Below are 14,150 nucleotides of genomic sequence, written 5' to 3' on the forward strand. Positions count from 1 at the left end.
AAAGGGGTTATGCCATTTTCTCTCCAGATTCCTCTCTAAAAAAGCTCTTCATCGCATGGAATACATCTGCTTTTTGCTTTAAAATATAATATCTGAAATTCTCATCTTTAATGTTTTTATAGGCTGACATGAGGGTGCTGTGGCGGTTGTATTGGTTAACTTCCCCATACCCAAACATGTTACACTTCTTCATCAACTCTTCAACAAGTTTTACACATCTAGCATTATCTGATGTTAAATTATCACCGTCTGAAAAATGGAATGGATAAATATTATAGCGGTCTGGTGAGTATTTATTATCAATTAGCTCGAGTGCTTTCTTGTATACAGAAGAGCAAATCGTTCCGCCACTTTCTCCTTTTGAGAAAAACTCTTCTTCTGTAACGACTTTTGCCTCCGTATGATGGGCAATAAACTCAATATCTACTGTTTCATACTTCGTTCGTAGAAATCGTGTCATCCAGAAAAAGAAGCTACGTGCCATATATTTCTCCCATATTCCCATCGATCCACTCGTATCCATCATCGCTAATACAACAGCTTTTGAATCTGGCTTTAACACTTCATTCCAAGTGCGGAACTTTAAGTCTTCTTGGTGAATCGGATGAAAAGATGCTTTACCACGCATTGCATTTCGTTTATATGCAGATATCATCGTTCGTTTCTTATCGATGTTGCCCCATAATCCAGTTTTTCTAATATCATTAAATTCAATATGTTCAATCCGATTTTCATCCATTTCTTTTCTCTTTAAATTAGGCAGCTCTAACTCTTTGAAAAACGCTTGCTCTAATTCTAGAATAGAGACTTCAGCTTCATAATAATCTTCTCCAGCCGCATCCCCTGCTCCTTGCCCTTTTCCTGGTCCTTTTTGCTTTTGACCACCTGATCCATCTCTCGCAACGACATCACCAACTTTGCTGTCACCATTTCCTTGCCCAACGTGTTTGTTTTTATCATAATTGTACCTAATCTTATATTCATCTAAAGAACGAATCGGTATTTTCACAACATCCTTACCATTAGACATAACAATACTTTCTTCTGTTACAAGATCGGGTAAATTATTCTTAATTGCCTCTTGCACTTTCTCTTGATGGCGTTGTTGGTCGTCATATCCTTTGCGATGGAGGGACCAGTTTTCCTGTGAAATCGTATAATTTGGTTGATTTTCTTCACCCATTTCTTTCCCTCCTTACTGTAATTGTCTTCCTATATGAACAGCAAGCTAAAAATTTTGTTTTATACTGTGCAAGCTAGAATGAAAGGTAACTGCCCATCGAAAATCATCCCATAAACATATATAACGTTTTTCATATAATACTCCGAGCATCCTAAACAAAATTTTGCCACTCACATACTAGCAAGAAAGATTCAGCCGCTGATAAGAAAGAAACACAATGCATAGTTGCACACATTTACACTTTGCAACATATTGTATTGTGTTGGCTTTTTTCGTATGAATGGTTGGTTACTCTATCATATGCATATTGTAAAAATAATTGACAATAAATTCATGAAATTGCATCTTAATTTATTACATTTGGACAAGGTATGACACTTTACACATATGAACGGATAATAAAACGCTGTCCCGCAAAATACAAGAGACAGCGTTTTGTTATCAAACTATCGGTTTAGCAGACTACCTACATAGCGTAGTAATTCATTTGCAGATGAAGAATTGTAGCCGTGTTCATCAATTAAGCGCGCAACAACATCATTAATTTTCTTAAGCTGATTTTCATCTGGTGTTTTCGTTGATGTTGTAATTTTCACTATATCTTTTAAATCAGCAAATAGTTTTTTCTGAATCGCTTCGCGAAGACGCTCATGTGAGTTATAATCAAAGCGTTTTCCTTTACGCGCATAAGCAGAAATGCGAATTAAAATTTCTTCACGGAATGCTTTCTTAGCATTTTCTGAAATTCCAATTTGCTCCTCAATTGAGCGCATTAGCTTTTCATCTGGACTCATTTCTTCACCTGTTAATGGGTCACGTAATTTCGATTTATTGCAATATGCTTCAACGTTATCTAAGTAATTATCCATAAGTGTCTTCGCTGACTCTTCATATGAATACACGAATGCTTTTTGTACTTCTTTCTTCGCAATTTCATCATATTCTTTTCTCGCTAATGAAATGAAATTCATATAACGCTCACGGTCTTCATTACTAATGGATGGATGCTGATCTAATCCATCTTTTAAAGAACGAAGTACATCTAATGCATTAATAGATGGTACTTCTTTTCTAATAATTGTCGAAGAAATTCGGTTAATTACATAACGAGGATCGATACCGCTCATGCCTTCATCTTGATATTCACGTTGCAGCTCCTCTACATCAATTGCATTATAACCTTCTACCGTTTCTCCATCGTATAAACGCATCTTTTTAATTAAATCAATATCCGGACGCTTCGGATCTTTTAAACGAGTTAAAATCGTAAACATTGCTGCAACGCGAAGTGTGTGTGGTGCAATATGAACATTGGATACATCACTTTCACGAATCATTTTTTCATAAATATGTTCTTCTTCACTCACTCGTAAATTGTATGGGACTGGCATTACAATAATTCTTGAGTGTAATGCTTCATTTTTCTTGTTTGCTATGAAAGAACGATACTCCGTTTCATTCGTATGCGCTACAATTAATTCATCTGCTGAAATAAGCGCAAATCTTCCCGCTTTGAAGTTTCCTTCTTGCGTAAGCGATAACAAATGCCATAAAAACTTCTCGTCACATTTTAACATCTCTTGGAATTCCATCATCCCACGGTTTGCTTTATTTAATTCTCCATCGAAGCGATACGCTCGTGGATCTGATTCAGAACCATATTCTGCGATAGTTGAAAAGTCCAGGCTACCTGTTAAATCGGCAATATCTTGTGATTTAGGATCAGACGGGCTAAATGTACCAATCCCTGTACGGCGATCTTCCGAGAAGAAAATACGCTCTACAACTACATCCTCAATTCTTGAACCATATTCTTGTTCTAGACGCATAACATTGAGTGGCGATAAATTCCCTTCAATTCTAACTCCATACTCATCAAAGAAATCATCCCGTAAATGATGCGGAATTAAATGAAGCGGATCTTCGTGCATTGGGCATCCTTTAATTGCAAAGATCGCTCCTCGATCTGTTCGTGAATATGTTTCTAACCCTCGTTTCAACATCGTAACTAATGTTGATTTCCCTCCACTAACAGGACCCATTAATAATAAAATACGTTTTCTAACATCTAATCGTTTTGCAGATGGATGAAAATATTCCTCTACAAGACGTTCTAAAGCATCCTCTAATCCAAATAGCTGATTACTAAAAAAGTTATACTTTCTTCTACCATCTACTTCTTCAATTCCAGCATCTTTTATCATATTGTAAATGCGAGAGTGTGCTGTTTGAGCCACCCATGGTCTTTCCTTCACAAGCTCTAAATACTCCGCAAACGTACCTTCCCATTGTAAACGTTCTTCTGCTTCTCGATGCTGTTCAATTTTTTTTAGAATATCCATTATAGCTCCTCCCCCATCTCCTTGTTCAATCGGATTATTATAAAAGGTATGCTAGGATGTCCTCAAACATTCTTTAAATCAAAATGAAATATACAGTAGTGCTATAAAATTCTCTCCAAAATTCAAAGAAAATTCTGTATAATATAGGTATTAAAGTTTTTACACCGCTATTCATTTTAAATAAATTCTTTTCTTCCAAGAACATTACATACATTTCGATTCATATTTAAGATTCGTAAACTGAAAAAATAGGAGGGATATTAGTATGAAATTATTATTAATTTTAGGTGTATCACTCACATTTCTTACAGCTATTTTTACATCTGGTTACAATGATAAACCCGGTACAAATAAAAAGTGATGTGCTTCTAAGCACATCACTTTTTTTATCAATTATTTATAATACATATTTTCCACATCATCTTTTGATAAAGGTCGGCTATAATAATAACCTTGTACAAACTTCACATTTTTTTCCTTCAAAAATTGTATTTGTTCCGCTTTTTCTACGCCTTCTGCAATTACATTCAATTCCAAAGTATGAGCTAAATGAATGATTGCAGCTGTAATATTCGTATCGCGTTCATCTACATGTATACCTTCCATAAAAGAACGATCGATTTTCAATGTATCAATTGGATACGTTTTTAAATAACTTAAAGATGAATATCCCGTTCCAAAATCATCTAAATGAATCTTTAAATTTTGTTCTTTCAATTGCAGCAATACTCTTTTCGATATGTCCTTATGCATAAGGGCTCCTTCTGTAACCTCTATCGCTAATAGATGGGCTGGTACATTGTACTTATGTAAAGCTCGTGTAATCATCTCTATTAATGTAATAGAGCGAAAGTGTCTAGCTGAAATATTAACTGCAATCGGGACAACTTCATATCCTTTATTTAACCATTCACGTATTTGCTTACACACTTCATTTACTACCCATTCATCAAGCTTAATGATAAAACCTGTTCTTTCTGCCAGCGGAATAAATTGATTAGGAGAGACAAATCCTAATTCTTTATTTTCCCACCTTATTAAAGCTTCCATGCTAGCTATTTTTTTCTTTTCAATATTAATTTGCGGCTGATAATATAAGAAAAATTCATTTTTTTCTATAGCACGATGTAATTGGTTTTCTATTATAAATCTTTGTTCACGCTCACAATCTAATCCACTGCAATAAAAATGATAATGCCCTTTTCCTTTTTCTTTCGCTTTTTCCAAAGCAGCATCAACTCTTTGGAATAATATTTTTTCATCTTCCCCATCTGTTGGAGCCATTACAATCCCGATTGACGCACTTAAATACACGTCCTCTTCCTCGATTACAAAATGTTCACTAATTTTTTTCAATATGCTTTTTGCAACTACCTCTACATGTTCTTTCGTTATATTTTCTATTAATATAACAAATTGATCATCGTGTTCTCTAAATAAGTGCATACCGCTTATTTGGATACTGCTTAAACATTCTGTCACTTTTTGTAATACTTTATCTCCTTCTTTATGACCAAAAGTATCATTAATAAGATGGAATTCATCTAAATCTATAAAGATAAACGCAAAATCTATCTTATCATTTAATAACTCATTTAACTTATTTGTACATGAAATTCTATTCATTAATCCTGTTAACTGGTCATAATAAGCTAAATATTCCGTTCTCATCTCGTTTAATACTTGCCTTGTAACATCCCTCGTAACAATATAAACCCCAACAATTTCACCGTTCACAATAATCGGAATAGTTCTCAAAGAAATATAGAGCTCGTACCCTTCTTTATGAACATATTTCTTTGAAACAATTTGCTTTGCTTTTCCTTGCATAGATCCTTTAAATATAATTTGAAAATCTTTTTCATATTCTTTATTAATAAATTCAAAGATAAATTTATTATTTAATTCTTCATATCGATATCCAAATATTTCATACGTTGCTGGATTCGCATATGTAATTCTACCTATAGAATCTATAGATATAATGGAGTCATTATTATATTCTAGTAATGACTTAAACAACATTTGTTTTTCCTCTATCTCTGCCTTTTCCTCAACCTGAGCTGTAATATCTCTTGTAATACAAATAATAAACTGACATACTCCTTCTTCATCAAATACAGGATTAAGTGAAGACTCATAATGTACATTACCAGTTGGTAAACTAACTACATCACAAAAGGTATGTGCTTTCGCTTCGCTCGCTACTTTTGCATATTGCACTTGCAATATTTTCGCCGTATCTTCTGGCAATACTTCACCGAACGTTTTTCCATAACACTCTTCGCTTAGCTTCGCATAATCCATCCCTATCTTATTTATATAAATATATTTAAAGATTTCATCGTCCATAACTTTCACAATGAATACTAAATCTTGAATAGCATGTAATAACCCTCTTCTTATTAACTCCATATCTATCATACTTAAAAAGGTATTTTGATTACTATATCGTTCCTTCATATTTATCTCAACCCGTCTGATCAATTTTTATTCATATATCCCCATTCTATATGAATATGTACCCTTTTTTAAATGTATGATTACATATTTATTTTTATTTTTAGAAAAAAAGTCGCCATATGGCGACTTTTAATAAACAATTTCTAAATCTAATCCTGGATAATTTTGTTGACGGAATGCTTCATAAATTAAAATAGCTGCTGTATTAGATAAATTTAATGAACGCACTTTATCAGTCATTGGAATACGTAAACAGTGATCAAAGTTTTCTTCGATTACATTAGCTGGTAAGCCGTTTGTTTCTCTTCCAAATACAAAGTAGTAATCCTTCTCACGTTTACTATAATCAAACGCTGTATGAGCTTTCTCGCCATACTTTGTTAAGTAGAAGAACTCACCATCTTTATTTTTCTCATAAAACTCTTCAATTGAATCATAATACGTAATTTTCACGTGCTGCCAATAATCTAATCCTGCACGCTTTAACATTTTATCATCCGTTGAAAATCCAAGCGGTCTAATCAAATGTAATTCTGTTCCAGTTGCTGCACAAGTACGAGCAATATTCCCTGTATTTGCTGGAATTTCTGGTTGATATAAAACAACATGTACTCCCACGCGATATTCACCTCTGTTTTTTGTCTACTACGTATTATACCACTTGAGCGAAAAATCTCTACCCATTAATAATATGAAAGAATTTATATTTCATTTGTGGTGTATATTTACTAGAATCTTCATAGTTCCAATAACGCCGACGGCTATTCGCTGAATGTGCATTTACAAGTGGCATACCATCTGCGTCTTTTGCTACTACAATCGTCGTATGATTCCACCTACCATCATCCTCGAAATCATAAGCGATGACATCACCAAGAATAAGGTCCTCAGGCCTTTCTACAGCTTTAGCTCGAAGCCCTGTTCTAGCACCTGACAAATACCAATAAAAAGAATGTGCGACAGCCCAGCTCCAACTCCACTGATTCTCCCTTTGCCACCACCCTTTACGAATATTAGGATATCCATTCATTGGTACTTCTCCAGTATGAAGACATTGAGAAATAAAATTTGTACAATTATCAGGGAAATTACGATATACAGGGTTTCGATCATCCCACCAACGCTCTGCATATTTCACTGCCTCTAAACGATTGTACTGATAAGAACCGTACTTCTCTTTTGTAACTTCCCTTTCTAATGTCTCACTCATTCCAACTGCTTCTGGCACTTCAATAGCATAATCACCTATTACCCGGCTATTATTTAAACAAACTCTTCGTTTTAGTTGTTCCTCTTCGATATAAAATAATTCTTTATGCTTAATTAAATATTTAAAATGTATTTGATAATCAATTTCTTGATGATTGCTATTATTTAATTGTCTCATGAAAGAAACATCTGCAGTTGCTTTCACTATCTCTGCATTACGCTTTTGAAACAATTCTTTCTTTCTCTGTGCTATTTGTAATAAATCTTCAGCAATACCCTCTACATTTGTTCGTTTCTCTGTTATATATGCTAAAAATTGTTGTACTTGCTTTTCAATATTTATTTTTACAACCATTTCGTCTCCCTCCCATATTACAATATGAAAAAGGGAGATATTATCTACTCTTTTTTCTGCGCTAACAATTCAAGTCCGCGATTCATTTCATGAAGAACCTCTTCATCTTTCTCACGTTGCATTGCTTTTTCAATGGCTTCGCCCACGCCATCTCCACCAATTTTTCCAAGTGCCCATGCTGCTGTTCCGCGAAGTACTGGTCTTGGATCATCTTTCATAACACCGATTAAATCAGGAATTGCTGATGCCTCTTTAAAATGCGCAAGTGCCAAAATCGCATTTCGTTGTAACGGCTTTTTACCTCTCCACGAACCAGACATAATCCCATATTTCTCTTTAAAATCACGATTGCTAATTGTTAAAAGTGGTGTTAATAATGGCTTAACTAACTCAGGATCTGGTTCCATCTCAGGATGATTATGAAAATCCATTCCTTTATTTTTCGGACAAACAGTCTGACATGTATCACATCCATAAATACGATTTCCTATTTTGTCGCGGTACTCTTCAGGTAAAAATCCTTTCGTCTGTGTTAAAAATGCAATACATTTCTTCGAGTCTAACTGTCCGCCTTGTATTAAAGCACCTGTAGGACAAATATCAATACATTTTGTACAGCTTCCGCATTGATCTTCTATCGGCTGATCTGGTGGGAAGGGAACGTTTGTAATCATTTCTCCTAAATACACATACGAACCAAATTCAGGGGTAATAATAGCGCAATTTTTACCGCTCCATCCAATACCAGCCCGCTCCGAAACAGCTCGATCACTTAATTCACCCGTATCAACCATTGACTTAACTTCTATATTGGGAAGTTTTTCGATTAAATATGCTTCTAATTTTTGCAAACGATCTCGTAAAACAAGATGATAATCTTGTCCCCAAGAAGCACGACAAAAAATCCCGCGGCGTTCTCCGCGCTTACTTAATGGTGCATTTTTTAATTTTGAAGGATACGCTAATGCAATCGCAATAATTGATTTAGCACCCGGTAGTAGAAGCTGTGGGTTCGTTCTTTTTTCTATATCAGGCTCTTCAAATCCAGATTGATAATTTAATTGTTGCTGCTGGATTAACCGCTGCTTTAATTCTTCAAATGGTGAAGCACTAGCAAAGCCTATTTTATCTATACCAATTGTTTTACTATACGCAATTACATCTTGCTTTAATTGTTCAAAATCCATTCCTAATCGCCTCCTCAGATGAATCCATCCCTTATGTAACGTCTATATTGGTTAGCAATTCACTTTTGGAATACTATTCTTTACTTCTATTTTCGCATAAAATTACGTTTTCCAAACATTAAAAAACGCAATGCCTCGTTTATCTCGGAAACGAAACACTGCGTTGATCACAATTTATAGAAAAACATTTAATAAAATTTGGAGCGGGTGAAGAGAATCGAACTCTCGACCAGAGCTTGGAAGGCTCTTGTTTTACCACTAAACTACACCCGCAAATATGAAATAAATATAAGATATTAGAATAACTTATGTAAAGTAGTATAGCATGTACAAAAAGCGGAAGCAAGAATTTTATCGAAAAAAGTCGAAAAAGTGATGAGTAGCTCATCACTTTTTCAATTCTTTATCAATCGCCTTCTTCATACTATCGAAATCAGGGTTTGCAAGATTTCCGTTTATATATACTGAAGGAGCACCTTGAACTTTTAATTTTTGAGCACGATCTGAATCTTTACGTACTTTTTCTTTTATTTCTTTACTGTGTAAATCTTTCTTAAATTGTTCTACATCAACTTTCGGAAGCTTCTCTTTCACAATGTTAAGAAGTAATTCTTCTGTAATCCATTCTTCCGTATCTTTCTTTTGACTTTGATAAATCTCATCATAGAAAGTCCAGAATGAATCTTTATCTTGTTTATAAATTGCTTCACCAGCTGCTGCACCTAAATCAGAGTCTTTTCCGATAAATGGGAAGTTAATAAAGTATAACTGCACTTTGCCTTTATCGATATACTCTTCTTTTAATCGTGGTAATACTGTTACATCCCAAGTACGACAAGCAGGACATTTGAAGTCTCCAAATTCAACTACCTTAACTGGGGCATCATCTTTCCCTAAAGATTGTTGTGTGGAATAAGCAAACATCTCATTCCCTTTATCCTTTTTGTCATTTATGATGCTATACGCAATTGTTCCGATTACAATCAATACTGCGATAGAAAAAACTATACCAAGAGCCATGAGTTTATTTGATTTCATATACATTCCTCTTTAAATTCATATTCTGTATACAGCATTGTACACAATACACATAATATCAACACTTACATACGTCACGCAATGAACACGCTCACATAAATTACAAAAACACAATAATTGTGACGATATTGTGTCACAATTTGTCACAATTTATTCAAAAAAAGAAGCTCCTATGTAGGAACTTCCTTTAGCTTACTGCTTTTTCACGAGCACTATTTAACATCGACTGCTCTGTTTTTATATCATGACGAATTACTAACTTCTCACTAACTGCTTGCACATACTCATCATGATTGATATATCCTTCTTTCTCCATCAATCTCAAAACGACATTTCGTCTCTCTACGGCCTTATCATAATTTTGTGCCGGTGAGTAATAAGAAGGTGCCTTTACTACAGCAGCCATCATTGCACTTTCAGCTAGCGTTAATTGACTTACCTTTTTACCGAAGTAAAGGTTTGCCGCTTTTTCAATTCCCCATGCTCCTTCTCCGTAATAAATATTACTTACATACAATTTTAAAATTTCATCCTTAGTAAAGGTACGTTCAATTTTTTTCGTATAGAAAATCTCTTTCCACTTACGAGAAAATGTACGTTCATTCGTTAAAAAAGCATTTTTGGATAACTGTTGTGTAATTGTACTTCCACCCTGCACAACACCACCAGCTTTTATATTCTCAACAGACGCTCTGACAATCGCTATATAATCTAAACCGTTATGATGATAAAACCTTTTATCCTCTGTCGCAATAAATGCATGTGTTAATGATTCTGGCACCTCTAATTTAGCCGGTACATGTAATTTACTAATATCACTTTGCTCGATCATTACATTTCCAACGAATAATAATGTAAAACTTAACAATAATAATAAAATAATGGCTTTATAAAAAAACTTAGTCATTGGATTTAATGCAACTTTTTGGTGATAGTTCACCCTAGATAATACTCGTTCTTTCATCTTGAACACCTCTTTTCCACACAGCGTATAATTCTTACTTTAAGAATACCTTGTTGTAAAAAAATATCCCATCGATTTCTCTTACACGTACCTTACATCATTGTAAGGTATAAAATGAAACTTTAATCAGCCCGCATCAATCGGGCTGCACACAAATAGCGGGGTAAAAAAGTATTGTATCACAGTCTTTTTTTATCTACTATTCATCTGAAATATTGAATATAGATTAAGTCAAACCAATAACAGAGTAAACCTTAAGGCTCCTCTATTAAAACGCCCTATTTTCATTATATCATCTACAAATATATATATTTGTAAGTATCTAGTAATCTAAATGTGCATAATATATCATACATTATACAGAACAAACGTTCTAAAAATCAATACTAGCACTATTATTATTTTGACCTTTTTCTTAAACAGTATACAAAAAAGAGTAGTGATTTGATTGTATCTCAAATCGGCTACTCTTTTCTTTACAATCTGCCTATTAAATTATATGGCTGCACTTCCCAAGTTTCATACGGAATAAAATGTGTTGCTCTCATCGCATCAAGCGTTCTGGATTTCATATGAGGACGCTTTATATACTCATCTATGTTCTCTTCATTTATCCCTATAAGCATATTCCCTGCCTACAACAAAATACCTTTACTAATTCATCACCTTAATTAAATTCATAAAAAGAAGCCCCTATCCGTTAAACGAAAAGGGGCTTCTATCGCATTATTCTCCTAAGTCTACGTTGTGGTAAACTTGTTGCACATCTTCTAAATCTTCTAATGCATCAACCATTTTTTCAAACTGGACTTGAGCATCTTCAGGAAGTTCTACATCACTTTGTGCAAGCATTGTTAATTCTGCAACTGTGAATTCTTCAACACCAGCATCTTTAAGTGCAGATTGTACTGCATGGAATTGATCAGGTTCAGCATACACGATAACAGCATCTTCTTCTTCAAGAATGTCACGTGCATCTACATCTGCTTCCATTAAAATTTCAAGAACTTCATCTGATGTTTTACCTTCAAGACCGATAACAGCTGTCGCATCAAACATGTAAGCTACAGAACCGTTTACACCCATGTTACCACTGTTTTTGCTAAATGCAGCTCGTACATCTGCTGCAGTACGGTTTACGTTATTTGTAAGTGTATCTACAATTACCATAGATCCATTTGGTCCGAATCCTTCATAACGAAGCTCGTCATAATTTTCTTCTGAACCACCTTTTGCTTTTTCAACTGCACGATCAATAATTGTTCTTGGCACATTGTATGTTTTTGCACGTTCTAATACAACTCTAAGCGCTTGGTTTGATTCTGGATCTGGCTCGCCTTGTTTTGCCGCCACATAAATTTCACGTCCAAATTTCGCGTATATACGGCTAGTATTTGCATCTTTTGATGCTTTTTTATCCTTAATATTATTCCATTTACGACCCATACTTTCCACTCTCTTTCCCGTTTTAAATCTACATAAAAATATTAATATGAAATATAATGTGTATTCAACACATTTTTAAAAGAAATATAAAAAGTTCATTTTTGATTCATATTACAGACATAATATAAATCACTATCATTTTGTTCTTTCGACAAGTTATATTATACATGAATTCCTACGTTTATTACGAATTTTAGAAGCACATAGCACAATTTTACAAAAAAACTTTAACATTTCAGTTAGAGTCTTTTTATATCGCCGATACTGATTTCCATAATATTTCCATAATTACTTTCTATTGTTGTATAATAAAAATAGGAAAAAATTTGAAGGGGAAATGGGGGAGAATTATGACACATTCAAACGAAAAAAAAAACACATGGTCTTAAAGGAATAGGAGAGAAGCTAAATCCAACTATCTATCAAGTGAGATTCATGAAATTAAATGAACCAATTCAATTTGAGTCGTTTCCTGAATTAAAAGAATTAGGGGACTGGTTGAGTACTTCAACGCACATGTGGGCGTGCCACTCAACTATGTACAAGTACAACAAAGAAGAGTTTAAAAAGAGGTTTTTAGAAATTACAAACTTAACCGTTGATAACGTACTAATATCTACTGGTGCTGTCGGATTTAACTTCATGTCACCGGGTTGGAGAAATTCTCTCTAGAATACTCAAAGAGAATATTGTATAGAATACCGGAATTAAAAGGATAAAAATGAATGTTTGTTTTTATCCTTTTAATATTTCTTAGTTTACTCACCGCACACTTTTTGTCACGCGAAGAAAATAAAAAAATCTCTATACAATTAGTATAGAGATTTTTTATTACGCCGTTCATGATACCGATGGTCGGGTTCGAACCGACACTCCCGAAGGAACACGATTTTGAGTCGTGCGCGTCTGCCAATTCCGCCACATCGGCACAAAAGAAAAGGCGGCAACCGGATTTGAACCGGTGATAAAGGTTTTGCAGACCTCTGCCTTACCACTTGGCTATGCCGCCATATGAATTTTTATTGGAGCGGAAGACGGGATTCGAACCCGCGACCCCAACCTTGGCAAGGTTGTATTCTACCACTGAACTACTTCCGCAAAAATGGCTGGGCTAGCTGGATTCGAACCAGCGCATGACGGAGTCAAAGTCCGTTGCCTTACCGCTTGGCTATAGCCCATCGATTTCTTACTTAATTATATGTAAGTATCCATTAGATTATTTGTAATTTTTAAAATAAAAATGGGGCGACTGATGGGAATCGAACCCACGAATGCCGGAGCCACAATCCGGTGCGTTAACCACTTCGCCACAACCGCCATGTTGTGTAAATATATTTGGCAGGGGCAGTAGGAATCGAACCCACACTGGAGGTTTTGGAGACCTCAGTTCTACCTTTAAACTATGCCCCTATGTAAATGGTGGAGGGGGGCAGATTCGAACTGCCGAACCCGAAGGAGCGGATTTACAGTCCGCCGCGTTTAGCCACTTCGCTACCCCTCCGAAACTTACATGGTGCCGGCTAGAGGACTTGAACCCCCAACCTACTGATTACAAGTCAGTTGCTCTACCAATTGAGCTAAGCCGGCGTATATTATTAAGATAAATGGTGGCTCGGGACGGAATCGAACCGCCGACACGAGGATTTTCAGTCCTCTGCTCTACCGACTGAGCTACCGAGCCTTATTAAAATGGCGGTCCCGACCGGGGTCGAACCGGCGATCTCCTGCGTGACAGGCAGGCATGTTAACCACTACACCACGGGACCATTTGGTTGCGGGGACAGGATTTGAACCTGCGACCTTCGGGTTATGAGCCCGACGAGCTACCGTGCTGCTCCACCCCGCGACAATACTATTCATATAATTTATATGGTGGAGGATGACGGGATCGAACCGCCGACCCCCTGCTTGTAAGGCAGGTGCTCTCCCAGCTGAGCTAATCCTCCAAAGTGGTGACCCGTAC

Annotated in this window: 9 protein-coding genes, 13 tRNA genes and 2 pseudogenes; 1 reads left to right on the forward strand and 23 read right to left on the reverse strand. The window is 35.5% G+C overall.

The features are described from left to right. Positions 1-7 precede the first annotated feature (7 nt). From yhbH to ACUXEY_RS22735, 11 genes and pseudogenes are all read right to left on the reverse strand, one after another. Positions 8-1,183 (reverse strand): sporulation protein YhbH, encoded by a 1,176-nt coding sequence (gene yhbH, locus ACUXEY_RS22685; protein WP_327798625.1) that lies wholly within the window; start codon positions 1,181-1,183, stop codon positions 8-10. 446 nt (positions 1,184-1,629) lie between these two features. Continuing rightward, positions 1,630-3,525 carry a PrkA family serine protein kinase gene (locus tag ACUXEY_RS22690; RefSeq protein ID WP_000353283.1) on the reverse strand — a complete coding sequence of 632 codons (1,896 nt, stop codon included), beginning with the start codon at positions 3,523-3,525 and terminating at the stop codon, positions 1,630-1,632. Between the two features lie 393 nt (positions 3,526-3,918). Continuing rightward, entirely contained in the window at positions 3,919-5,988 is a 2,070-nt protein-coding gene (locus ACUXEY_RS22695; RefSeq protein WP_461301658.1) for a sensor domain-containing protein, read from the reverse strand. Positions 5,989-6,117: 129 nt separating this feature from the next. Further along, complete coding sequence (gene trmL / locus ACUXEY_RS22700; protein ID WP_000538147.1) at positions 6,118-6,606, reverse strand: tRNA (uridine(34)/cytosine(34)/5-carboxymethylaminomethyluridine(34)-2'-O)-methyltransferase TrmL; 489 nt, start codon at positions 6,604-6,606, stop codon at positions 6,118-6,120. 58 nt (positions 6,607-6,664) lie between these two features. Beyond that, positions 6,665-7,552, reverse strand: coding sequence for an amidase domain-containing protein (locus ACUXEY_RS22705; protein ID WP_166705352.1), 888 nt, complete (start codon positions 7,550-7,552; stop codon positions 6,665-6,667). 44 nt (positions 7,553-7,596) lie between these two features. Beyond that, on the reverse strand, positions 7,597-8,739 hold the full coding sequence (gene queG / locus ACUXEY_RS22710; RefSeq protein ID WP_048528709.1) for a tRNA epoxyqueuosine(34) reductase QueG: 1,143 nt from the start codon (positions 8,737-8,739) through the stop codon (positions 7,597-7,599). A 199-nt stretch (positions 8,740-8,938) separates the two neighbouring features. Further along, positions 8,939-9,012, reverse strand: a tRNA-Gly gene (locus ACUXEY_RS22715). Positions 9,013-9,126: 114 nt separating this feature from the next. Further along, positions 9,127-9,777: a DsbA family protein gene (locus ACUXEY_RS22720; protein WP_166705350.1), complete on the reverse strand. Its 651-nt coding sequence runs from the start codon at positions 9,775-9,777 to the stop codon at positions 9,127-9,129. A 187-nt stretch (positions 9,778-9,964) separates the two neighbouring features. Continuing rightward, on the reverse strand, positions 9,965-10,741 hold the full coding sequence (locus ACUXEY_RS22725) for a transglycosylase domain-containing protein (protein WP_461301659.1): 777 nt from the start codon (positions 10,739-10,741) through the stop codon (positions 9,965-9,967). A 476-nt stretch (positions 10,742-11,217) separates the two neighbouring features. Beyond that, positions 11,218-11,361, reverse strand: a pseudogene (locus tag ACUXEY_RS22730) (DNA mismatch repair protein MutT); the annotation flags it as partial. A 106-nt stretch (positions 11,362-11,467) separates the two neighbouring features. Beyond that, entirely contained in the window at positions 11,468-12,187 is a 720-nt protein-coding gene (locus ACUXEY_RS22735) for a YebC/PmpR family DNA-binding transcriptional regulator (protein ID WP_048528712.1), read from the reverse strand. 350 nt (positions 12,188-12,537) lie between these two features. On the opposite strand from ACUXEY_RS22735, the pseudogene ACUXEY_RS22740 reads away from it, so the two are divergent. Next, positions 12,538-12,859 (forward strand): annotated as a pseudogene (locus ACUXEY_RS22740) (DUF3884 family protein). Positions 12,860-13,033: 174 nt separating this feature from the next. Here the strand turns inward: ACUXEY_RS22740 and ACUXEY_RS22745 are convergent. From ACUXEY_RS22745 to ACUXEY_RS22800, 12 genes are all read right to left on the reverse strand, one after another. Further along, positions 13,034-13,115: transfer RNA gene (locus tag ACUXEY_RS22745), tRNA-Leu, on the reverse strand. A gap of 10 nt (positions 13,116-13,125) precedes the next feature. Next, positions 13,126-13,196, reverse strand: a tRNA-Cys gene (locus ACUXEY_RS22750). Between the two features lie 14 nt (positions 13,197-13,210). Continuing rightward, positions 13,211-13,285: transfer RNA gene (locus ACUXEY_RS22755), tRNA-Gly, on the reverse strand. A 5-nt stretch (positions 13,286-13,290) separates the two neighbouring features. Further along, a tRNA-Gln gene (locus ACUXEY_RS22760) sits at positions 13,291-13,365 on the reverse strand. 63 nt (positions 13,366-13,428) lie between these two features. Next, positions 13,429-13,504 (reverse strand) — tRNA-His (locus tag ACUXEY_RS22765). 19 nt (positions 13,505-13,523) lie between these two features. Further along, positions 13,524-13,597 (reverse strand) — tRNA-Trp (locus ACUXEY_RS22770). A gap of 7 nt (positions 13,598-13,604) precedes the next feature. Next, a tRNA-Tyr gene (locus tag ACUXEY_RS22775) sits at positions 13,605-13,688 on the reverse strand. A gap of 10 nt (positions 13,689-13,698) precedes the next feature. Beyond that, positions 13,699-13,774, reverse strand: a tRNA-Thr gene (locus ACUXEY_RS22780). An 18-nt stretch (positions 13,775-13,792) separates the two neighbouring features. Beyond that, positions 13,793-13,868: transfer RNA gene (locus ACUXEY_RS22785), tRNA-Phe, on the reverse strand. A gap of 9 nt (positions 13,869-13,877) precedes the next feature. Then, positions 13,878-13,953 (reverse strand) — tRNA-Asp (locus tag ACUXEY_RS22790). A 3-nt stretch (positions 13,954-13,956) separates the two neighbouring features. Beyond that, positions 13,957-14,033: transfer RNA gene (locus ACUXEY_RS22795), tRNA-Met, on the reverse strand. A 24-nt stretch (positions 14,034-14,057) separates the two neighbouring features. Further along, a tRNA-Val gene (locus ACUXEY_RS22800) sits at positions 14,058-14,133 on the reverse strand. Positions 14,134-14,150 lie beyond the last annotated feature (17 nt).

It is taken from the genome of Bacillus sp. F9_6S_D1_P_5, assembly GCF_054823925.1.

Bases quoted from the DNA above. Each gene is read 5' to 3' on its own strand.
- yhbH (WP_327798625.1), bottom strand. From the start codon at position 1,183: ATGGGTGAAGAAAATCAACCAAATTATACGATTTCACAGGAAAACTGG.
- ACUXEY_RS22690 (WP_000353283.1), bottom strand. From the start codon at position 3,525: ATGGATATTCTAAAAAAAATTGAACAGCATCGAGAAGCAGAAGAACGT.
- ACUXEY_RS22695 (WP_461301658.1), bottom strand. From the start codon at position 5,988: ATGAAGGAACGATATAGTAATCAAAATACCTTTTTAAGTATGATAGAT.
- ACUXEY_RS22705 (WP_166705352.1), bottom strand. From the start codon at position 7,552: ATGGTTGTAAAAATAAATATTGAAAAGCAAGTACAACAATTTTTAGCA.
- queG (WP_048528709.1), bottom strand. From the start codon at position 8,739: ATGGATTTTGAACAATTAAAGCAAGATGTAATTGCGTATAGTAAAACA.
- ACUXEY_RS22720 (WP_166705350.1), bottom strand. From the start codon at position 9,777: ATGAAATCAAATAAACTCATGGCTCTTGGTATAGTTTTTTCTATCGCA.
- ACUXEY_RS22725 (WP_461301659.1), bottom strand. From the start codon at position 10,741: ATGAAAGAACGAGTATTATCTAGGGTGAACTATCACCAAAAAGTTGCA.
- ACUXEY_RS22735 (WP_048528712.1), bottom strand. From the start codon at position 12,187: ATGGGTCGTAAATGGAATAATATTAAGGATAAAAAAGCATCAAAAGAT.